Origin of the sequence: Listeria grandensis FSL F6-0971 (assembly GCF_000525835.1) — a bacterium.
In the GTDB taxonomy this organism is placed as follows: domain Bacteria; phylum Bacillota; class Bacilli; order Lactobacillales; family Listeriaceae; genus Listeria_A; species Listeria_A grandensis.
The window spans coordinates 1-22,230 of sequence record NZ_AODD01000021.1 but is presented as its reverse complement, the minus strand read 5'-3'; the positions used below and the strand labels follow the sequence as shown (position 1 = coordinate 22,230).

The 22,230-nt window shown below is 41.6% G+C and carries 18 protein-coding genes, 1 tRNA gene and 1 pseudogene; 8 read left to right on the top strand and 12 right to left on the bottom strand.

The features are described from left to right. Positions 1–45: 45 nt before the first annotated feature. The 5 genes from mprF to PGRAN_RS11690 all read right to left on the bottom strand — a co-directional run bounded on the left by mprF (position 46) and on the right by PGRAN_RS11690 (position 6,263). Positions 46–2,643, bottom strand: a complete 2,598-nt coding sequence (gene mprF, locus PGRAN_RS11710) for a bifunctional lysylphosphatidylglycerol flippase/synthetase MprF (protein WP_036067296.1) — start codon at positions 2,641–2,643, stop codon at positions 46–48. Between the two features lie 47 nt (positions 2,644–2,690). After that, positions 2,691–3,356: a VanZ family protein gene (locus PGRAN_RS11705; protein ID WP_036067294.1), complete on the bottom strand. Its 666-nt coding sequence runs from the start codon at positions 3,354–3,356 to the stop codon at positions 2,691–2,693. A 166-nt stretch (positions 3,357–3,522) separates the two neighbouring features. Next, positions 3,523–3,984 carry a GNAT family N-acetyltransferase gene (locus PGRAN_RS11700; protein ID WP_036067293.1) on the bottom strand — a complete coding sequence of 154 codons (462 nt, stop codon included), beginning with the start codon at positions 3,982–3,984 and terminating at the stop codon, positions 3,523–3,525. Positions 3,985–4,005: 21 nt separating this feature from the next. Continuing rightward, positions 4,006–5,379 carry a 23S rRNA (uracil(1939)-C(5))-methyltransferase RlmD gene (rlmD, locus tag PGRAN_RS11695; RefSeq protein ID WP_036067292.1) on the bottom strand — a complete coding sequence of 458 codons (1,374 nt, stop codon included), beginning with the start codon at positions 5,377–5,379 and terminating at the stop codon, positions 4,006–4,008. A 26-nt stretch (positions 5,380–5,405) separates the two neighbouring features. Further along, on the bottom strand, positions 5,406–6,263 hold the full coding sequence (locus tag PGRAN_RS11690) for a YihY/virulence factor BrkB family protein (protein WP_036067291.1): 858 nt from the start codon (positions 6,261–6,263) through the stop codon (positions 5,406–5,408). A gap of 93 nt (positions 6,264–6,356) precedes the next feature. Between PGRAN_RS11690 and PGRAN_RS11685 the strand changes: the two genes are divergently transcribed. Beyond that, on the top strand, positions 6,357–6,578 hold the full coding sequence (locus PGRAN_RS11685) for a DUF1128 domain-containing protein (protein ID WP_036067290.1): 222 nt from the start codon (positions 6,357–6,359) through the stop codon (positions 6,576–6,578). Here PGRAN_RS11685 and PGRAN_RS11680 read toward each other — a convergent pair. Together PGRAN_RS11680 and map are read right to left on the bottom strand one after the other, a co-directional pair. Beyond that, the gene (locus tag PGRAN_RS11680; protein ID WP_036067289.1) at positions 6,565–7,362 is read right to left on the bottom strand and encodes an AAC(3) family N-acetyltransferase; all 798 of its coding nucleotides are present in this window, start codon (positions 7,360–7,362) and stop codon (positions 6,565–6,567) included. The two genes, PGRAN_RS11685 and PGRAN_RS11680, sit on opposite strands and share 14 nt — an antisense overlap. Positions 7,363–7,429: 67 nt before the next feature. Further along, entirely contained in the window at positions 7,430–8,188 is a 759-nt protein-coding gene (gene map / locus PGRAN_RS11675; RefSeq protein ID WP_036067308.1) for a type I methionyl aminopeptidase, read from the bottom strand. Between the two features lie 272 nt (positions 8,189–8,460). Here map and PGRAN_RS11670 point away from each other — a divergent pair, with 272 nt between their 5' ends. The 6 genes and pseudogenes from PGRAN_RS11670 (at position 8,461) to mreBH (ending at position 14,829) form a co-directional block, all read left to right on the top strand. Beyond that, positions 8,461–8,910, top strand: coding sequence for a flavodoxin (locus tag PGRAN_RS11670; protein WP_036067287.1), 450 nt, complete (start codon positions 8,461–8,463; stop codon positions 8,908–8,910). A gap of 308 nt (positions 8,911–9,218) precedes the next feature. Beyond that, positions 9,219–9,530, top strand: a complete 312-nt coding sequence (locus PGRAN_RS11665) for a hypothetical protein (protein ID WP_036067286.1) — start codon at positions 9,219–9,221, stop codon at positions 9,528–9,530. Positions 9,531–9,857: 327 nt separating this feature from the next. Continuing rightward, positions 9,858–11,091: pseudogene (locus PGRAN_RS11655) on the top strand (aminopeptidase). A gap of 104 nt (positions 11,092–11,195) precedes the next feature. Beyond that, positions 11,196–12,455 (top strand): MDR family MFS transporter, encoded by a 1,260-nt coding sequence (locus PGRAN_RS11650; protein WP_036067284.1) that lies wholly within the window; start codon positions 11,196–11,198, stop codon positions 12,453–12,455. Positions 12,456–12,582: 127 nt separating this feature from the next. Then, positions 12,583–13,629, top strand: coding sequence for a rod shape-determining protein (gene mreB / locus PGRAN_RS11645; RefSeq protein ID WP_051998615.1), 1,047 nt, complete (start codon positions 12,583–12,585; stop codon positions 13,627–13,629). 192 nt (positions 13,630–13,821) lie between these two features. Further along, positions 13,822–14,829, top strand: coding sequence for a rod-share determining protein MreBH (gene mreBH / locus PGRAN_RS11640; protein WP_036067283.1), 1,008 nt, complete (start codon positions 13,822–13,824; stop codon positions 14,827–14,829). Between the two features lie 46 nt (positions 14,830–14,875). Here mreBH and PGRAN_RS11635 read toward each other — a convergent pair whose 3' ends face one another. Continuing rightward, positions 14,876–15,934, bottom strand: coding sequence for a hypothetical protein (locus tag PGRAN_RS11635; protein WP_036067282.1), 1,059 nt, complete (start codon positions 15,932–15,934; stop codon positions 14,876–14,878). A gap of 87 nt (positions 15,935–16,021) precedes the next feature. On the opposite strand from PGRAN_RS11635, the gene PGRAN_RS11630 reads away from it, so the two are divergent. Further along, positions 16,022–16,095 (top strand) — tRNA-Arg (locus PGRAN_RS11630). Positions 16,096–16,353: 258 nt separating this feature from the next. On the opposite strand, the gene PGRAN_RS11625 is transcribed toward PGRAN_RS11630, so the two are convergent. The 4 genes from PGRAN_RS11625 to PGRAN_RS11610 all read right to left on the bottom strand — a co-directional run. Beyond that, a complete protein-coding gene (locus tag PGRAN_RS11625; RefSeq protein ID WP_036067281.1) occupies positions 16,354–19,044 on the bottom strand; it encodes a YhgE/Pip domain-containing protein in 2,691 nt (896 codons plus the stop codon). Positions 19,045–19,186: 142 nt separating this feature from the next. Further along, complete coding sequence (locus PGRAN_RS11620; RefSeq protein WP_036067280.1) at positions 19,187–20,272, bottom strand: DUF871 domain-containing protein; 1,086 nt, start codon at positions 20,270–20,272, stop codon at positions 19,187–19,189. Positions 20,273–20,343: 71 nt separating this feature from the next. Beyond that, positions 20,344–20,649 (bottom strand): PTS sugar transporter subunit IIA, encoded by a 306-nt coding sequence (locus PGRAN_RS11615; RefSeq protein ID WP_036067278.1) that lies wholly within the window; start codon positions 20,647–20,649, stop codon positions 20,344–20,346. Between the two features lie 330 nt (positions 20,650–20,979). Beyond that, a partial coding sequence (locus PGRAN_RS11610) for a PTS sugar transporter subunit IIC (RefSeq protein ID WP_036067276.1) occupies positions 20,980–22,230 on the bottom strand: 1,251 nt, incomplete at its 5' end.

Here is a 22,230-nt window from a genome sequence, read left to right as displayed (position 1 = left end):
AAGCGCTTGGGACCTGTCTTAATTCAGATCCTAAGCGCTTATTTTTTATTTTATTTCTTCTAAAACCGGTTCTGGTTCTTCTGGAATATCCTCTACAATTTGTGTTCTGGATAGTGGTCGTTTTTTGCCAACAAGCGCCATTAGCTGTAGCATCGTAAAGGCGATTGAGCTTCTTTTGCGGAAGGCAACGAATTTTTGAACCCAAGTAGTGACGTATTTAGATTTATAATTGCGTAAGCCCTGGAAGCCGTAGAAACCTTGACTGTAGCGGTAAACGAGGCCAGCTAAACGTTCTCCTAAAAAGGCAAACTGGGAAGCTCCAACGTTTGAAAGTGGCGCCATCCCGGCGTTGAAAATTTGGAAACCTTCTTCCTGCCCTTTTTGGAAGAGATTAATAAATAGGAAATCCATGATTCCGCTTGGCGCATCTTTGCCATAGCGCATTAAGTCGATGGATGTCATTTCATCGTTATAACACGGCATCATGGAAGCGAAGGCAATGATTTCACCGCTCTCATCTCGGGCAATTGCGACGGGTGCTTGTGACAAATAGTAAACATCAAAGTAGCCTAATGAGAAACCTTTTTCAGTGCGGCCGTCCAACCAATCATCAGAAATTTCGCGTAGCCGCTGGATGGTTGCTTCATCAAAGTCTGGTTCGATGACTTCAAATATATAGCCTTCACGCTCAAATTTGTTCATCAGTGCGCGTTCGCCTTTTCGTTTTTTACCGGTTAGTGTGAACTCTGGTAAAGATACAAAGCCTTCTTCACCGATTTTCATGAAGTCAAAGCCATGGTCGTGGAGGAATGCTAGCATGTCGACATCTACTTCATAAAAGACTGGACGGTAACCGAAGCGATCGGCGTAAATCATCAGTTCTTCCAATGCCTCTTCTAAATACTCTTTATCCCCAATCGGCTCACCCATGATGACCATTTTATCCGCCTTAATTCGGAATGGAAACAGTACTTTATCGTCTTTAGACCAGAAAAGCAATTTGTCACGCATAAAAATGGTATGGGTTACTTCGTTGCCCTTATATTTCGCCAAATGAGCGCGTAAACGTCTTGCGTCAAACGGTTCGCCAATCGTCACGTTGGTCATCGAGAAATAGTAGAAAATCACGATGAGACTCAAAACCGCAATGGCCACGCCTATAAACCCAGTAATCCAAACATGTTCGGATGGAATAAGGAGAAAGTCGGGAATTTTCTTGTGATGTGGTACTTTTGGTGAATTGTAAATACCGATTAGGACATACCCGACCAAACATACGAGGAATAACGAGCTATCGAAAATAATTTTACTCCACGTGTATACCAGCCTTTCGCGATAAAATTCGTGCCGGGCAAGATAGACACAGAATAAGACAATACCTAGGAAAATCGCTGCTTTAATCGAAAAACCTTGGGCAAGCGTGTTGAAAATCGCGCAACCTAGCACAACAATCGTCGTTACGTACGCTTTGGTGACTTTGCTTTCGATCCCGCGAGCCAGCCCTAATAGTAGAAATCCAAAAGCGATCATCGTGATTTGTGACACGAAGAAAAGGCTAAATGGCGCGAGTTTATACAGCAATGGTAAATGATAAATCGCGTTGGGAATCGCAGCGGAGATAATGAGCATCAGCCCTGCGAAATAAACGAATAGAACGAGAAAACGGTGCGCGAGTTTTTGCAAGAACAGAAGCGGCAGGCCTTCTAAATAGTCGTTGAACTTCTTCCCTGCTTTTTGAACGAAGAATAGTAGCCCTGCGGCAAATGGGATAATGTAATAGAAAATCCGGTAAAATAGCAACCAAGCCACACTTAGATCTGTTGGGACGCCAAGCTGCTCGAGGCCGAGGATCATAACAACATCAAACGTTCCTACCCCACCTGGTACCATCGATGCAATCCCGATGACGGACGCAATAACAAATAGCGGAAATACTTTGGCAACGTCGACTGGCTCGTTCATTAAAACGCCAATAATGATGAAGCAACCAAATGCGAACGCCCACTCTAATAAGGATGCTAATACGAGTAGTAACTCACGTTTTAGCGGTAAATCTTCAAATAAGGTTTTACTTTTCCACTTCGTAATGAAAAATAAGATTGGGAAATATAATCCCCCACCTAGTAACCACGGCCAATAATTGCGGAAATGATCCGCAAAACCGGGAATAAATAGTGTAACTAGGCCGATTAAGCAATAGATAGATAAACCGGATACGAGGAATAAGGCAATTTTTGAGATCGCTAGAAGAATTTGTTTATGGTCTGCGTTTTTGCCATAAAAATTGGCACGTAAGGAAGCTCCTAGCACACCGCCAAATCCGCCGATATTGGTAAATGTGTTGGTAATCCAACCAGATGTGATAATGTGACTGGTTGGGAATTTACCTGGTAAGAGTTTGACGATGACAAAATCATAGATGAGCATCGGTGTCACGGCAATGAGTCCGACTACAATCATAATTAAGATATTTTCTGGGCTCTGTGATGTTAAGTTATCTTTTAAGGCGCCAAAATCGGTGGTTGTCCCGATGCTGATCACTTCGTATACGACGAACGCCAGCACGAAAACGATAAAGATTATCTTGGCTTTCAGACTGTTTTGTTGGAACCATGCTACGAGTTTTGCAAATCTTTCTTTCATCATACCAATCTCCTTCACTATTTCCAATTTTGACTATTGCGCTGCTGTTATTTTTTTCGTTTGCGAACGCTTGGTAAACAAACAGCAACAAGAATGCCGAGTAAACCACTTAGCGTGTTTAAGATAATGTCGTCAATGTCGGTCGAACGGTTCTCAGGTAATGTGATCCCACTAAAGCCAGTAATGATCGTTGTTTGAAGAAACTGGACCAATTCGATGCCTGTCGAAACGAGCAATGCTACCAAAAGCGCTGTCCACCCCCGTTGAATAATTCGAAAATAGAGCAGAAAAAAGGTTAATGGCGCGAGTAATAGGAAATTTCCGATTAATTGAATGATCGTCGGCATCGTCGGTAGCGTCTGTTGTAGCGTGTTTTCAATCGTCGTAAACGGCACAAGATTCACCATTTCCTGCTGGATATGAAAACTGCCGGTATAGGTGCTTTTGATAATATCCCCAACCGCTATATATGTAACCAAATGATGCAAAATAAATAAATATAAAATAAAAGCTGCTAACCAAATAATGTCTGCCCAACTTCTTAGCCATGCTTTTTGTATGAGGAAGATCGAGATGGCGCCGAGGATCACACCGTTAACAAGGACGTTTATGAACTCTGCTTTGCTACCAAAATCGAGCGCCAAAAATATACCGTACCCCATATATAAAACCGGAATCAGAAGAACAAGAAACCGAATTTTGTCATTTTTCATTTATCTGCCACACTTTCTTATCGACTAATAGTCTTCCTTAGTTTAACAAATAACGTGCACAATGAAAAGCACTGTGACGCCTTTTACACCTTACATTATTGCAAGGTAATTAAAAAAGGAAAAACGAGGACCATACGCACGCTCTTCCTTTTTTCATTGTTGTTTGTCACATTTTCATTTCATAGACGAATTGTTCGCCGCGCGGGCCTAAGACGGTTCTTGCCGTTTCTCGAAAACCGCTTTTTAAATACAGCTTTTGTGCAGGGATATTGCGTTTATTCACAGCTAAAACAACCTGATCGATCATGGTAAAATGAGCATTTACGTAAGCCTTTAGTTCAGCGAGAGAACGCGTCCCGTATCCTTGACCTTGCATAGTTGAATCAATCGAATAGCCTCGCAAAAGTAAAGCATGTGGTTCCGCTACGTAGGTCGCCAAATCAGGCCCATTATCCAAAACGAAAAATCCAACGACCTCCTCGTTATCGCAAACAAGGACACAGTGGTAGCCTTCTCGATCTAAAAAAGTTAATGGATGCGCGCAGAACGTGTCATTCTCTAGCGTGTAATTTCTGAGAGCCTCCGTTTGTGATGCTTCTTTTATGAATTTCTGTAAGGTTACTGTCATCGGTCTTTCGCCCCTGCTCATTTATTTTTTTAGCGTTAAAACAGTGATACTCTCAACGTGTGCTGTATGCGGGAACATGTCAAGCGGTTGGATATACTTCACATTATATTTCTTCGACAAAACTTGAATGTCGCGGGCAAGGGTCGATGGATTGCACGATACATAAACGATCTGCTTGGCATTTGTTTGCAAGATCGATTGCAACAACTGGTCTTCACAACCGACACGCGGTGGATCGACAACAATCGCATCTGGTTTAAAGCCGGCCTTAATCCATTTCGGGAAAATTTCTTCTGCTTTGCCTGTTTCAAAAGTCACATTGGTCACACCGGCACGCGCGGCATTGGCATTGGCATCATCAATTGATTCTGCAATTGTATCCATGCCACGAACTTCCTTAGCTCGAGCGGCTAAAGAAAGTCCAATGGTTCCTACACCACAATAAGCGTCAACGATTTTCTCGTTTCCAGTCAAGCGAATAGCACGTGCTACTTCACGGTATAGTTTCTCCGTTTGTGACGGATTCAATTGAAAAAAGGCGCGTGCTGATAAGTCGAATTCGATTTCGCCTAATTTTTCGGTGATTTTCTCTTTACCAGCTAGGAACAGCGTCTCTTCACCGAAAATTAACGATGTTTTTGCTTGATTCACATTTTGCATGATCGATACTACTTCTGGGAACGCAGCTTGGATACGCTCCAACAACTCACGTTTTCTCGGCAACTTCTTGCTATTCGTTACGAGTACAAGTTGAATTTCGCCGGTTTTGATACCCGTACGAACCACGATGGTACGAACAATTCCGCTATTGCGTTGTTCTTCGTAGATCGGAATTTCGAGTTCTTCTAATAAATCGCGAACGAAATTGGTAACTTTGACTGTATCCGGATGTTGTACGATGCAATTTTCGATAGGAACAAGTTCGTGACTTTCTGCACCGAACAGCCCGGCTTCCACAACATCATCTATTTCACGGACTTGAAATTGGCTCTTATTACGATAGCCCCAGGGATTCCCCATTCCGATTGTATCACGGATCGCGATTTGCTCTAGGTGAAAGCGCGTATGTTTTTCAATGGATTGCACGATTAGATCCTTTTTCATTTTAAGTTGTTCTGGATAGGATAAATGCTGTAATTGACAGCCGCCACACGCGTCGTAGACTGGGCATGGTGGTGTCACACGATGTGGTGATTTTTTACGAATTTTGCGGATTTTTGCCTCTGTATAACGCGGATTTACTTTAGTAGCCTCGACCACAACTTCTTCTCCCGTTAAAGCGCCGGTAACGAATACGACGGAACGCTTGAAATAGCCGATTCCTTCGCCGTTAATACCGATCCGTTTTATCGTTAGCGGGAATTGTTGACCTTCTGTTACTGGATTTTCGCTCAAAATAATTCTCTCCTTATGGTTGGAATCTAATTTATTTCCCCAACCAGCTTTTTCTGTCGTACGATACTAAGTGTGGCGTTGATTTCGCCACCGATCATCAAAATCGTTCCTGTTATATAAAACCACAACATCAAAATAATAATGACGCCGATACTGCCGTATGTTGCGGAATAGTTGGCAAAATTGTTTACGTAATAAGCGAATCCGATCGACGCTGCAGCCCAACCAATTGTCGCAAAAACAGCCCCTGGTAAAATGCTGAACAGTGTACTCCTGCGGTTCGGCGCAATCCAAAAGATAAAGGAGAATACGATGAAAATCACTGCCAGCGTCACGATCCAGCGGAAGTTATTCCAAATATCCAACGTATCCTGTGACACATTGAGATGATTAAAGATAAACATCCCGATTTGCTGTCCAAAAACAACAAGTAGCAGCGTTACAACCACAACCGCAAGCATGCCCATCGTAAAGACAACAGACAACAGACGCTTCACAAAATAATTGCGCCGATCCTTCACGCCATAAGCTTTATTTAAGGCTTTCGTTGTCGCGTTCATGCCATTAGAAGCAGACCATAACGTCCCTAAAATCCCGAGTGACAGCGCACCACCTGAGTTGTTGTTGAGCAATTGGTCTAAGTTATTATTAATAAAATCATAAATTTCTTCTGGCACAAACTGCTTAATTGTCGTAAACAACTGATCCTGATTAATGTTGAAATATGGGAGTAATGAGGCCACAATCAATAAAATAGGAAAAATCGAAAAGAGCATATAGTACGCTAATTGTGACGCGCTCCCAGACACATCATTTTTTGTGAAACGCTTCCCTACCGCCATTCCAAAACGAACGAGGCGGTTCTCTTGTATTTTTTTAAACATCGGCATCTCCTTTCTTTCTAAAAATAAATGCTAATTGTGGCGTCACTCCAAAGTTTATGCTACAATTTTTGCAAGTTGAAAAGGAGGCTTCACATGAACTTAGAAAATCCAACGCAAGAAAATGTTGCGTATATGTTAAATGAAATCACAGCAAAATTAAAGATGGTCAACGCTTCTGTCTTCGAAAATCTAACTTTAGACGCGATTCATTATGATTTGCTGCTTGAAATCTATACTTTGATTCATCGCAAAAACAATATTAGTATGCGTGAAATGCAGCTTTTTGCGGAGGAATTAAGCACTATCCGGAAATAAACTCCGTCGCATAATCAATCAGACTACACATATCAAATATTTTTGTAGGCGCACCAGCAAGCGTTGTCGGTTGGTGTGCTATTTCCTTTTCATATTGACGTCCGATTTCAATGAATGCCTCACTATTGTGCGCCAACTCGTCGTATTCCCGCCAAATTTTCACACCATTTACGAATACTGGTGACTTCTCCTCTTGAATTCGTAACGTTTTCGCACGATGTTCCGCAAGATGTAATGACGTATTTTTATTATGGTCAACCCCCATTAACACTATCTTGGCGCCAAGTTCATAGAGCCTTCCTAGCGGAGATTGCTCCCCGAAGCCAAAATTAAGCGCATGCTTTTCCGTGATGAACGCCGCACTTTTGCCCCACGCACAAAAAGAATACTTTGGATGAGAACTCCTCAATACGCCCGGCATTTTCCGAAATGTTTCTGGAATAACACCCATAAAAAAGGTTGGCGTTTCGTCTGGATCATACGCTGGCATTTCTTCATAAATCGTCGGCCACCATTCTTTTGGAACCGCCGGATTTCGCCATTTCGCTGGATCAGAAACATTGCTACTCTGCGTCGCCATGACCAAATTCCCCTCTTTTGTTAACGCTTGTTGAAAGGCTTTAATAATCGCAATTCCACCACCACAAACCCAACCTGTTTGGCCGAGCGCGGAGTGAAGAATCACCGTATCTCCTGCTGTAATGCCCAAATTATGTAGCTCCTGACAAACCGAATCCACTGTATGCGGCACTGTCGTCCTACGAATTGCTCTTTTTTCCCCCATCGTTCTTCTTCTCCCCTTAATAAAATTTAGGTGTGTCGCGTTTCAGAGCAACACACCTAAGTCCTATTTAGTCGTTTTCACCTTGATATGTTAAAATTTCTGGGCCATCTTTCGTGATTGCAATCGTGTGCTCATATTGTGCGGATAGTGAGCCGTCAGCCGTGCGTGCCGTCCAACCGTTGTCATCCATCTTCGCTTTCCAACCGCCCGTGTTTACCATTGGCTCGATCGTGATGACCATCCCCTCTTTCAAACGTGGTCCTTTACCCGCTGCACCGAAATGTGGTACTTCTGGTTTTTCATGAAGCGTTGGCCCAACTCCGTGACCGATAAATTCGCGAACAACCGCTAGCTTCTCCGCTTCTACGTAAGTTTGGATAGCGTGACCAATGTCACCGATACGGTTCCCAACTTGGGCTTGTTCAATGCCTAAGTACAAAGATTTGTGCGTCACTTCCATTAAACGCTCCGCTTCTGGTGATACTTGCCCAACGCCATACGTCCAAGCAGAGTCAGCAAGGGCGCCATGAAAATTCACTACCATATCCACCGTAATAATATCGCCTTCGTTTAAGATTTTTTTACGCGGAAAGCCGTGGCAAATCTCATCATTGATACTTGCACACGTAGCAAATTCATAACCTTCAAAGCCTTTTTGCTCTGGAGTTGCCCCTTGTTTTCGTAAAAATTCTTCCGTGAAGACTTCTAGATCCCAGCTCGTAATACCTGGTTTAATCAACTTTTTAATTTCTTTATGTGTCGCCACAAGGATTTCTCCTGCGCGTTTCATTTCATCGATTTCGCGTCTTGACTTCAATGTAATCATTTTTTCCATCCCTTCTCTACTTCTGCACGGATATACCTTATCCCTGATCCGCCAGAAATTCTCACTTCTACCATTATAGCTTTATTCGCCTCATTTTGAAAGTATGAATATGACGTTTTTGCTAAATTTGACGGAATTTCTTGCAGTTTTCCTGAAATTCTTTATAATGGAAGTATTAGTGATTGATGAAACAAGCATATTCCGCGTTCGCAAGTGTGCTTTTTTTTAGCGTATTAACTTAGAACTCATAGAAAGAAATGGTGATGTAAATAATGGCAAAAGTAATGATCGTATATGCCAGCATGACTGGTAACACAGAAGAAATTGCAGATATCCTAGGCGAAGAATTAGAGAAATACGATATTGAAGTGGAAATCGAGGAATGTATCTCGGTGGAGCCTGAGAAATTATTAGCGTATGACGGCGCGCTTATCGGTGGCTACACGTATGATGATGGTGAGCTTCCTGATGAATTCGTGGATTTTTATGAAGATATGTCCGACGTTGATTTTTCTGGTAAAGTATGTGCTTCTTTCGGCTCTGGTGATACTTTCTACGACGAGTTTTGCCTCACGGTTGACCTTGTTGAGAAACGCTTGAAAGAGCAAGGCGCGACGGTTCCAGTTGAGGGCTTGAAAGTCGATCTAGATCCTGACGAAGAAGACGTTGTTCGCGCAGAAGCTTATGCAAAAACATTTGCTGATGCACTGCTTGGCAAGTAAAATCCTTACGAAATCTCCCAAAATGCGTAACAGTTGCGATGGCTGTTACGTATTTTTTTGATTGCTAAAATATTTTCAAAATGGCTTTTTAGATGCCATTGATTGAAACGCGGCTCTCTTCTCCTGCAATGCTTTCGTTGTCTTTTTTCTAAATTCATAAATCTAAACAATTATCCTTAAAAATCCTTTTTCACGCTATAAAATCTACCAAAGTATTAGATAAACTTATTTTACATCATGGAGTGGAGTAGACGCCCTCTTTTGGATATGTTACTGTTAATTGATTGACTATTTTAAGGAGTGTTACGATGACTTTCAATGAATTTTCTGTATATATGTCTGAAAACTTGACGACCAAGGATAGCTTTTACCAAAAAGCAATGGAATTTCAAAATGAGAAAAATAAGAAGCGCCCGCCCGCGAAACGTTGGAAAGAAACCAAACTCGATCGTGCGGTGAATGCGATGTGGCAAGATATTATGAAAACGATGTATGACAAAATCAAGCCCTCTATTAAACGCGATGCCCCTGATTTACACCAAGCTTGGCTAGATTATTTTGTGAAGTATAGTATTTTAGAATCCATGGATGAAGCTTTGTCGGAGATTGAATTTGAATAGCGAAAAGCTGAGGAAGCCCGTTAGCCCCGAAAAAACTTGGAGCGGCCGCAGTGAAAACCCGATCTTGGTTTTTGCGGAGGGCGTGAAAGTTTCGAGGTGCTGGCTTCCGAAGCTGGATCTAATTGTGCCCAAACGAGATACAGAACTGGGATTACATACTCGCTTCGCTCCTGTGCATATGGAGGCTCTAAATCAGCAAAGATGCTTCTTATAGATCCTCAACAAAATAGGTTTGGATAGGCTTTCCTTTTAGTCATTGCAAACAGTTGCTTTACGCGTTTTTTTTAAGATACAATGCTTTTATTGAATAGAAGAGGGGTGCTACATATGACAACATTTAATAAGAAATTAGAAAAGTATGCAGAATTGATCGTCAAAGTTGGGGTAAACGTTCAACCCAACCAAAAAGTAGTCGTAAACAGTTCGATTGAAAGCGCGCCACTAAGCCGATTAATCACGAAAAAGGCTTATGAGGTCGGTGCTAGTGATGTTATTATTAACTGGGCAGATGAGGAAGTCACATTACTTCGCTATCAACATTCACCGGTTGAAATTTTTGAGAAAGCCGCGCTTCATCGTGCTGCTGAACGTATCGAATTAGCTCATGAAAACGCAGTGTTTATCTCGATTGTTTCTGAAAATCCAGATTTACTTAAAGGTGTAGACAGCAAGAAAATCGCGGCAAATCAAAAAGCAATGGGTCAAGCACTGGAAGAATTCCGTCAAATGATTCAGTCCAACGCGATCAGCTGGACGGTCGTTGGTGCCGCTTCAGAAGGTTGGGCTGCTAAAGTATTCCCTGACCTACCGCATGCCGATCAAGTTCCTGCACTTTGGGAAACGATATTCGAAACGACTCGTATTAATACCGTAGATCCAATTCAAACATGGAAAAACCATGATGACACACTGAATAGCAAAGCGGATTATTTAAATAAGCAACAATATAAAGCCTTGCATTATACAGCACCTGGAACTGATTTAACGATCGGCCTTCCGCAAGACCACGTCTGGGTTGGCGCGGGGAGCTATAACAAACAAGGCAAAGAATTCATGGCGAATATGCCGACAGAAGAAGTTTTCTCATGCGCTGAAAAAAAATAGCGTAAACGGCTATGTATCTAGTACAAAACCGCTGAGCTATGCTGGAAATATCATCGATAACTTCAAAATCACATTCCAAGATGGGCGTATTGTCGATGTCGTTGCAGAGCAGGGCGAGGCCATTCTAAAAGATTTAGTGGCAACCGATGAAGGTTCACATTACCTTGGCGAAGTAGCATTAGTACCTGATCCGTCCCCTATTTCTCAATCAGGAATTTTATTTTACAACACCCTGTTTGACGAAAATGCATCGAATCATTTAGCGATCGGTAGCGCCTATGCGTTTAACATCAAAGGTGGCGAAAGTATGAGCCGCGAAGAATTAGAAAAAGCTGGCGTCAATTCCAGCATGACACACGTTGATTTCATGATCGGTTCCAACAAAATGAACATCGACGGAATCACAACAACTGGTGAAAAAGTTCCCGTTTTCCGCAACGGCGACTGGGCATTCTAATTCCCGCTTCAACTTTACTAATTATACAATAGCCGTGCCCATGGAATCGTTGTTTCATGGGCATTTCTTAAATCTATAGCTCTTTTAAAGAAGGTGTTTTTCCTATGAAATTTAAAACGTGGGATATCAACCTCAAGGTGCGATTATTCGGGGAGGCTTTGCTCGATATTTCATTTTGGGCGGTATTTCCTTTTTTAACAATTTATTTCTCAGATTCAATTGGCAGGCAAACCACGAGTCTGTTGCTTATATTGTCGCAAGCTTTGTCTGTTATAACGGCTCTGCTTGGTGGGTACTTCGCTGATACGTATGGGCGTAAACGAATGATGAGTATTTCGGTAATCGGAGAAGGCGCTGGCTTTCTGATTTTTGCGATTGCTGCAACGACTATGTTTTATTCTCCTTATGTGGCGTTTTTCGGATTTATGGTCGCAAGTATTTTCATGTCCTTTTACCAACCGGCAAGTCAGGCAATGATTGCGGACGTGGTGAAACCAGAACATCGTAGTCACGTCTATTCGATCTTTTATATGATGATCAATATTGCCGTCGTAATTGGACCAATTATCGGAGCGCTTGTATTCAATAATTATACATCGCAAACCTTAATCGCGATCGTTCTAGCCGACCTCTTGCTTCTAATTCTATTGACAAAATTCGGGCATGAAACGGCGCCTATGGCTCTTAATCCTGAGTTACGCAAAGCACAGCGCGAGAAGAAAGTCAGTACTGTCCTCATGGAGCAACTGCGCAATTATAAACTTATTTTTACCGATAAAGTCTTTTTCTTGTATATTATTGCAGGTGTTATTATTTCCCAATCCTTCATGCAACTGGATCTTTTGTTCCCGTTATATATTACAGAAGTGATCGGAAATGCGTCCATTTTCTCGCTACAACTTACAGGAGAACAACTTTTCGGCTTAATTGTTTCCATCAACGGCTTCTGCGTTGCCTTATTGACCGTATTCTTCACTCGAATGATGAGTCGCTACCGCGAAAAACTGGTTTTCATGAATTCCTCTTTCTTATACGGAATCGCGATTATCTTATTTGGTATCGCTACTGGACCGTGGGGCGCCATTTTAGCCATTATTTTGTTCAGTTTTGCAGAATTAATGACTGTGGGAATCCAACAAAATTTTGTTGCTAAAATTGCGCCAGATGATAAGCGTGCGATGTATTTCTCTGCAGCTGGTCTTCGTTATACATTCGGAAAAGTCATTGCTCCACTTGCGATTACACTATCCACACTCGTTGGCTATTTTGCAACATTTGCAACAATTGCCGTACTCGCTGTTATCAGTGGTTTTATTTATTTTTACATGTATAGTCTATACGAAAAGCAAGATCGCGCACAATAAATCAAAAAAAGTTATGCCTCTGACGCATAACTTTTTTTTGATTTTATGTTTATATTTATCATTTTAAGGCAATTATGACAATAAGAATCTGTTTTTAAAATTTGAAAGGAAAGTAAGGTGTGTGCTTATGTTTAGTCATTCTTCGATTGGAATCGATCTAGGGACAGCGAACATTGTTGTTTACAATGAATTGCGAGGAATCATGTTTAATGAACCCGCCGTTGTTGTGTTAGACGCAAAAACAAATGAAGTCTATACAGTTGGTACCGAGGCAAAACAAATGTACGGAAAAACACCTACAACTTTAACTGCTATCAAACCATTAAAAGACGGTGTCATCGCTGACTTTGATAATACAGTGAGATTGCTAGAAAGCATTCTGAACTATGTTACAAAAATAACAAATGTACCTATTCGTAAAACGGCGGCGAGCGTGAATGTTCCCGCAGGCGCTACAATCGTGGAACGCAATATTATCCGCGACGCTATCCTCGCAACTGGAATAAAAATTGTGACGATTGTGGAAGCTCCCGTTGCTGCTGCGATTGGTGCGGGCTTGCCCATCAATGAACCGGTCTCCAATATGATCGTAAACATCGGAGCTGGAGCAACAGAAATCTCGATCGTTTCTTATCGTGGTGTGCTCGCCAATATGTCTGTCCGCTCTGCTGGTAACTCACTCGATGCTGAAATTATTCAATATTTACGCGAATCACATAATCTGTTGATTGGCAACCTCACCGCTGAAAAAATTAAGATCCAACTCGGCTTTGCACCAGTGCCACATGTGCTCAAAAACATGGAAGTACGCGGTCGTTCTCTATTAACTGGCCTACCCGAAATCATAGAAATATCTTCCATTGAAATTCAGCCATTATTTACAGAGTTTTTAGCAAAAATCGTGAAAACTATCCATGCGATGGTGGAACAATCCCCTGCCGAACTCAGTGGCGATATTATGGATCAAGGTATTATTTTGACAGGTGGCGGTTCTTTATTAAACGGCTTCAAGGAATGGCTCACAAATCAAGTCGACTTTCCAGTAATTATGGATCCGAACCCCTTTGAGTCAATAGCCATTGGCACTGGAAAAATTCATTTGTATAGCCAACGCGCGATTTCTGGTGACCTTGAGCTTACAACGCCACGCCTGAACTTACCATTTTTCTCTTGAGTAAAATTCTGGAGTTGTATTAAGTTCATTACACGTTATTTACGAATTTATGGCTGAATCCTATTCCCACGCGATTCCTATATTACCTTTTTATATCATTATCTTTATACACTTCGCTTATATCCAAAACTACTTTATACTAGAAACTATGCCGATAAAAAGCATGAAAAAGGAAATATGGAGGGTAAAAAAATGTTTGGAAATACTACTATTGGTATCGATTTAGGTACTGCGAACATCCTTGTGTATAGCAAATCTAATGGAATCATTTTGAGCGAACCTTCTGTAGTCGCCATGGATGTTGACACCAAGTCCGTGCTTGCCATTGGCCACGAAGCAAAAGAAATGATCGGGAAAACACCTACGAATATTATTGCGGTTCGACCGCTTAAAGATGGTGTCATTGCTGATTTTGATGTCACAGCTGGTCTATTGCGCGAAATTATGCGTCGTATCACTACCGCTGTTGGAAATTCGGTTAAAAGACCTGACGTTGTCGTATGCGCACCTACAGGAGCAACTTCCGTGGAACGCCGCGCCATTATAGATGCGGTAAAAATGATGGGTGCAAAATCTGTTTCCCTAATTGAAGAACCTGTCGCAGCAGCTATCGGCGCGGATTTGCCTGTCGATGAACCAATTGCAAATGTAATTGTCGATATCGGCGGCGGGACCAGTGAAATCGCCATCATCTCTTACGGAGGCATCGTATCCAGCACATCTGTCAGAACTGGTGGCGATCACATCGATGAAGAAATCATTCAACATATTCGTAAAAATTACAATCTTCTCGTCGGTGAAGCAACTGCCGAACGTATTAAAATGGAGCTTGGCTATGCGCCAATTCCACATACAGAACAAACGATGGACGTGCGTGGTCGTGACCTTTTGACCGGCCTACCAAAAACACTCACCATCACATCCACTGAAATCCAAAAAGCATTAGACGAAACATTAAATCGGATTTTAGAAGCTATACGAATGACACTCGAGCAATGCCCTGCGGAACTAAGTGGCGATATCGTAGATCGAGGTATCGTTTTAACTGGTGGTGGTTCCCTCTTACACGGTTTCCAAGAATGGCTCGTCAAACAAATCGACGTGCCTGTACATATGGCACCGAGTCCGCTAGAATCCGTCGCAATTGGAACAGGGCTATCCCTTGAGTACATTGATAAGCTATCCAAAAAAATAAATTGAAAGCACAAAAAAACTAGGTTTCCGCAGATTCCTAGTTTTTTTGTGCTTATTTTAATTCCATGCTATAGAGGAGTTGCCCCTTCTCATCTTGAATCGTGACAGAAGCAATGTCCTCCATCTTCATATCGGTTTTCTTCGTGAGTTGAATAAGCGCATTCTTATCGTTATACCCTGTGTGCAAGGATTGCTTGTATTCCTTCCCATCTGTAGATTTCAGAACAACCGATGCCCCACTTCTGATAATTGTTTCAACCTCTGCGACAATACCAATATATTGGTTCTTATCTCCTTGGAGTTGAAGCAGTAGCACCTCATTATCTTGTTGCGGATTGGTGTTCTTATCTGTTTCTTTAACTGCCAATTTATTATCAGGATAGGTGAATTCAGCTAGGCGATATTTACCTTGCTCATCGCGTAAAATAGCGGAGTAACCACCTTTTTTCTGTGTTGCGCTACTCACTACTTTCCATTTCTTATCGGCAATATATTTATTCACTGCTGGGAAAAAGTTGTTTGCTTTCGCGCGTTCAGAGCTCGCTTGGGCTTTTATTTTTTCAGATAGTAAGCCATTTTTATAAATCGATTTGCCGTCTTTACTCTGTAGCTGGATGCTTTTCAGCCCTTTGGCAATTGTCGGGTCAAGCGATGGTATTTCAACAATGGCTACTGTTTTGCCATTCTCCGTTTTACTTTTATTGGATAAAGAGACGCTGATAGCCTCGTCTGCTTCTTTATTATTGTCCTCCAAAATAAGATCCGTGACTTCGCTTGCGAGTGTTTTATCATTAATCTCGACCATTGCAATCAAGCCATTTAAGCCATTCATTAGGTTAATTTTGACCTTATTATCTTTCTTTTTTAGCGCGGAGTCCAACTGTATATTCGAAACATCTTTTCCATTTGTATCTTTATAGTACTCAAGCACCCCTGTTGTGTCCTCATTATCCTTCACGTAAGCTAAATTATAGTCTTTTAAATCTGTCTTGACGTTCTGGATAACAGTTAATGAATTATCGCTGAGAACTTTGTCTATGCCTTCTTTACCACATGCTGTTAAACCAATTAGAAATAATATTCCTGCCAATACTGTTATAAATTTCTTCAATCCATTCCTTCCTCTCTTTTGATTTTTGCAAACAGATTGCTCCCCGCCTCTGTTTTATGTTAAAATGATAAAGCTGATATAAATCATGTCCTGATAGCTCAGTAGGATAGAGCGACAGCCTCCTAAGCTGTAGGTCGTGGGTTCGATTCCCTCTCAGGACATTCTTTAAAAATAGAGACTTGTATCATCCGAAACATCTATAATTGATAACAATCTTACTATATTTGATACGAAAGTACAATGAATAACGACCCTCTTCTTATGTACTATTTCATTATAGCTTTTTTTATGTCAAAAATAAAGCCTAAATTGTCATTTCTTACTGCAATGTTACAAAAAGATTTCTTTACTATTACTTTCATAATTTTTAACGCCGAAAAGGATCTGGTTTTGATGCCAGATCCTTTTTTATGCGTATATTAATGAATTAATTTGCTTTTTTTGGCTTTAGCTGATAGTCCTGGGATGATTTTGTCTAATGGCTTTTTGAGCAGTAGTCCTAGAAGGATGAAAATAATGCCGAAAACGGTGAGCAGGGTAATATCATGGATAGCATTTGGCCAATAGATGCCGCCGACGCTTTCGCGAATCAGCCCAACTGCGTATGTGAACGGTAAGAATGGGTAGATTGCTTGGAAAAACGGTGGCGATACTTGAATTGGGAAATTCCCACCAGCTCCTGAAATTTGTAGAACGAGCAGGATGATCGCAATGCCTTTTCCGACGTTGTTGAATAAAGATACAAGTGTGTAAACGATAATCATGAAAATAACGCTGATAAACATGCTGAAAAGGACATGGTAGATGGGACTTGCAATCGATACGCCGAGTAAGAAAATATTCCCGAGTGTGACAATAAGCGCCTGAGCTAAGCCAATCGATAAAAAGGTCAGCAGCCTACCAAAATAAACGTGATGGTGATTAAAGATACCTCGTGGCACCTCAACGTCTACTCGTAGTAGCGAAATGAGTAGCAAGGCTCCTACCCACAAACATAGCGCCGTGTAAAACGGAGAACTCGCAGATCCGTAGTTTGGGATCGGATAGTCCTTCGTCTCTTTTAGCTGGATAGGATGGGCGATAAAGTCACTATCTTTGGCAACATCATTTCTAAGAAAGGCAATGATTTGCTTCATATCATAGTTTTGATCGAATTCCGTAATCTTTGATGCCGCTTTATTGATTGCTTCCTCGAATTGTGGCAGTTCCTCTCTCGACAGGTTTGCCGCGGTTTTGACTGCTTTTTCAAATTCAGGAAATTTTTTCTGGATCAGTTGAGCTGCGTTGGCTATTTCTGATTCTAAGGTCGGCAAATCTTCACGTATAAAATCGCCAGCTTTATGAATTTTCGCTTTGACATCTGGATAATCAGATTTATAAAAGTCCGCAGCAGTGTTGATACCAGCGATGACTGTGTCTAACTTCGTATTGATAAACGCAGTCGCATCTGTTAACGTTTGTCGCAACTCTGGTAGCCTTTTTTGGAATTCTCGAAGGTATCTTTGGCTCGTTGTGAGTGTTTGATTCGCGTTTTGAAGAATTGCTGTAATATCTGGAAGCTTATTTTTAGCGCCGCTCAGTAGAGTATTGCTTTTAGCAAGATCTGACCTTATTTCTTTCAGCGCGGCGTTAATTGCCGGCACAATCTTCGAGTCGTATGCGTCAATCACTGCCGTTAAATCATCACGCACTTTTTTTGATTCAGCGTTTAACTTGTCGAGTAGCGCTTGGCTTGGTTCTTTGCCCTCTTCGATGATTTGTTTTATTTGCGTAAGCGTTTGTTGTTGCGCTCTCAAATCTTGTTGCATTGCTTTCAGATCGCCGATAAAGCCTGTTAGCGGCTTATTTGGAAGTGTTTCATTTAAGGATGTCAGCAATTCAATTTGTTTGGTCAGCATGCTATTTGCGCTTGTCAGCTGATGGTTTATTTGATCAATGACATCCTCAACTTTATCTGGGTCAATACTCCCGTTTTTGAGCTGTTCGGTCAGTTCATAGACATTGTTCGTGACTTGTTGTAACAAAATCAGGTTTTGCTTGATAGCTGGTGCCACCGTTTGAAAAGACTGGTCTACCTGTTTAGTGAAATCTGCGACTTTATCAGCATATTTCGAGCCGTCATCCGCAATTTCTTTCACAGTTGATAGTGCTTTTTCAGCCTCTGCAATAATGCCGAGCGCCTTTGTCGATTCTGCCAATGCATCACCCACCGTTTTTTGGATCGTTCCAAAGTTTTCATCGACCGTTTTCACATCTGCGGCGATTTGCTCTATTTCAGGGATTTTTTGTTGGAGTACTAAGATGTCTTCTCCTAGTTTATCGAGTTGTGGCAATTGCGATTCGATTCGGAGCAAGTCACCTGCCGCCGCGTTAATTTGTGGCATATTCTTGTTTAGTTCGCTTACTTGGTTCGCCTTTTCACGCAGATCTGGTAATTTCCCTTCCAAAATAACAGCTTGCTTGCCCATTTCTTTAATCTGTGGCATGCTCTGTTTCACTTGGAAAACTTTATCTTTCATATGGCGCAAAGTTGGAAGTTCCTTTTCAAGATCAATCCCAGCTTGGTTCAGCTCAGAAAGCACCGAACTACTGACCTTATCAACAAACTCCGAGCTGATTTGATCAACAATTGTGGACGCGCCTTTATCGGTAATTTTCGGTGCAATCGCGTTGATCTTCTCATTGACAGTGTAATTAATCGTTGGCTTCGTTGGGTCCCCACCGACAACCGAGACAATATCTTTAGAAAAATCAGCAGGAATAAAAATAGCAGCATAGTAATCGCCTTTTTTCACACCTTCTTTTGCATCACCCTCGTTTGTGAACGTCCAGCCAAGCGAATCATTTTTCTTTAGCTGATCTTTCAGTTGCGTACCGACATTGATTTTTTGTGGTTTTTTGCCGGGTACTGTAATTTCGGCGCCCTTATCTTGAATGACGACCGCCACTTTAATGCCTGATGTGTTAGAATATGGATCCCAAAGCGCTTCGATGTTGAACCACGCGTATAGAGATGGCAAAATGACTAGCGCGAGCACTAGCATCAAAGCAATTGGCGCTTTAAAAAGTCTACGCCAATCGAGTATAAAAATACCCCAAATTTTCTTCATTCTTCACACCCCTTATGTATTTCCTCACGTTCGATTATACAGGCTGAGGAAAGCCACTGCAAACGAGAAGAAAAACACACCTGGTATAAAAAAAATACAAGCCAAAACACTTTTACAGCGCCTGACTTGTATTTATTGGTATTTATTTATCTTCTTTTAAACGGAAATGTTGCCATGGTTGGATGGTTTTTAGTAAGTAGCGCTCTTCTGGAATCACTCGGCCAACGATATTCGTGTTTCCTGAGTTCTCCATTTCGCGTAGTGCTACTTGCATTTCGCCTTTATAACGCTCGTAACCGTTGTTGTCGATTGTCACATCGCCAAGTTCGATTGTGTCTGTATCATGTGCTGGAAAATCATGTTGTTTGAAGTTGACACGTGTCATTGTGGAACGTAAAACATATTCGGATGCGTCACCGCGATTGAAGTGTTTTTGTGTCGTTACGATTTCTTTTTCCACAGCTGTTGCGCCATCAAGGAATGTCACAGCAAGCTCTAATTCGTTACGATTTAGTTCACCCAATGCTTTTAATTCTTCTTCTGACGCATACATATTACCAATGATAACGTCGTCGATCAGCCCTGTATTCCAAAGGTCTTTCGCTTGCACAGTGATTGGCATACCGCGATGTTCTTCGAGTGTTGGAAGGCCACCATCTACTACAAACCATGGGCCGAATTTACCAATATTGGAAGAAACGAAAGCCGCTGTACGCAAATTATATTTTTTAAATTGCGCGCTTGTACGAAGGAAATGTGCGCGAGAAAGCGCTGTATAACGACGTGGATAGAAGTTATGGCACCCGATGATATTAGACACGTTCGCCTGATAAGAAAGGATATTATCCACATATTTCGTTCCGTTCGAGATGTTTAGTTCAATTTGCAAATCATTATCATCAAAAGACATTGCGGCCTCTTCAGAACCAGAAAATCCTAAATCTAAACGCAGACCGGACAAGCCCAACTCTTTAAAACGACCTAAGTCTTGATATGTCAAATTAAGTGAAGCGAAAACTCCAGGATCAACGTCGGCAATAACTTCATAACCTAATTTGTTCGCTGTTTGGCAAATCGTTTCTAGTTTCGCAAATTCAGCCTCGTCATTAGCGGAGATCAAACACGTGAAAATACGGCTAAAACCATATTTGGCGGCTGTCTCGATGTAGCTTAAAGAATCCTCCAGTGGTGCGTGTTGTGGAAATACTGAAATACCTAATTTTCTCATAGTAAGTAAACTTCCTCTCTAAATGTATTTAAAACAGGGGCGAGGAAAATTCCTCACCCCTGTTTTGGTACTTATTTAACGCGGTATAATTCTACAATTTCGATCGCTAAATCTTTAAACGTAATAGCGTTCATCAAGTGATCTTGTGCATGAACTAGAAGTAATGATACTTCTGTTTTCTCACCACGAGCTTCGCCTTGAATTAGTTTTGTTTGCGAATGATGCGCTTCAAGTAAAGATTGTTCTGCTTTTTGGATTTGTTCATCCGCTAAAGCAAAGTCACCTTTTTTGGCTGCGTCGATCGCTAGCATTGCATCACTTTTCGCGTTGCCCCCAAACATGATTAGATTCATAATTGTTAGTTCTAACTCTTCCATTTAGTTCCACATCCTCGAGTATTATTATTGATCTTCTAAGAAATGTTACTTTCTTCATGCATTTATCGAAGTGTCTTGTTCGGTGTCTAGCTTCCTAACGCCAGCTTCTCGGAAATTTCGTGGCCTCCGCAAAAGCCAAAGGAAGGCTTTTTCTGCGCCCTCTAACAATTTCTGTCGAAGCTAACGGGCGTTGTCAGCATTTCATCGTGTCTAGCTTCCTAACGCCAGCTTCTCGGAAATTTCGTGGCCTCCGCAAAAGCCAAAGAAAGGCTTTTTCTGCGACCTCTAACAATTTCTGTCGAAGCTAACGGGCGTTGTCTGCACTTTATATTAAAAGTTGTCTTTTGTTTCTTCTCCGGCCGCTGCTGCTTTTTCGCGACGGATTTCTTGGATTTCTGCTACTTTAATGAATGGTGCATAAATTAGTACGGCGACGGCGATATTGACCGCGGCTAGTACCCCACCTGTCCAACTTTGTGTTGCTAATACCCCACCAATGATCGGCGGTGTAGTCCATGGTGTTACGATTGTTGCTGCTGGAACCAAGCCTAGTGATGTTGCAAAATAAGCGATTGTAACGAGCACTAGTGGAGCCAAAATGTAAGGTACGAATAGGATTGGATTTAACACAATCGGTAGACCAAACATTAATGGTTCGTTGATGTTGAATAGTCCAGGAGCTGAGGCTAGTCCTGATACAGTCACGTATTGTTTATGTCGGCGGCCGAATAGGAATACCGAAATAATAATCGCGATTGTTGCACCAGTTCCGCCTAAGTTGACGAAAGAGTCAAAGAAAGGTTTGTTAACGATATAAGGAGCGTCTAGTCCTAATTTTAATGCTTCAACGTTTTTAGCGATTGCATCCACGTTGATCGTTTGCATGAATGGCTCGATAATATTCGCACCGTGAAGTCCGAAGAACCATAGGAATGAAGAAATGAAAGCAAGTAACAATGCTGCTGGTAAAGTATTAGCAAGACCCATGAATGGTTCTTGAATTAGTTTGTAGAACTCGCCAACGATATCTTTTACACCAAGTCCGAAAAGGATCGTTGTAAACATCGCGAAAATACTCACTGTGATCATCGCTGGGAAAAGTGCTGCGAACGATCTAGATACTGCCGGCGGAACACCGTCTGGCATTTTGATGATAAGCTTTTGATTTCCACTTAAACGTGTGAATAATTCTGTTGAAATAAGTGCAACAAGTAAGGCTAAAAATAGTCCTGATGAGCTAAGCCCAGTCAAACCACCAATGGCAAAGAAAGAAGAAACAGATACAACACCGCTTGATAAAGCATCTTTATCATACGATTTCGCTAAATTGTACGCTACGGTAAAAGCAGTTAAAAGTGCTAGAATCGCGAAAGTACCGTTCCAAATATTTCCCCCAAAAGATTTCCAAAGTGCTTCCCCGAATAAATTATTCATAAAGTCTTGGTAAGCTTGGATTGGTAAGTTGTTGATCAATGTCCCTAATGACCCCAAGATCATTAATGGCATAGTTGAGATGAAACCATCACGGATAGCGACTAAGTGGCGCTGCCCTCCAACTTTGGCTGCATACGGAATAAAATA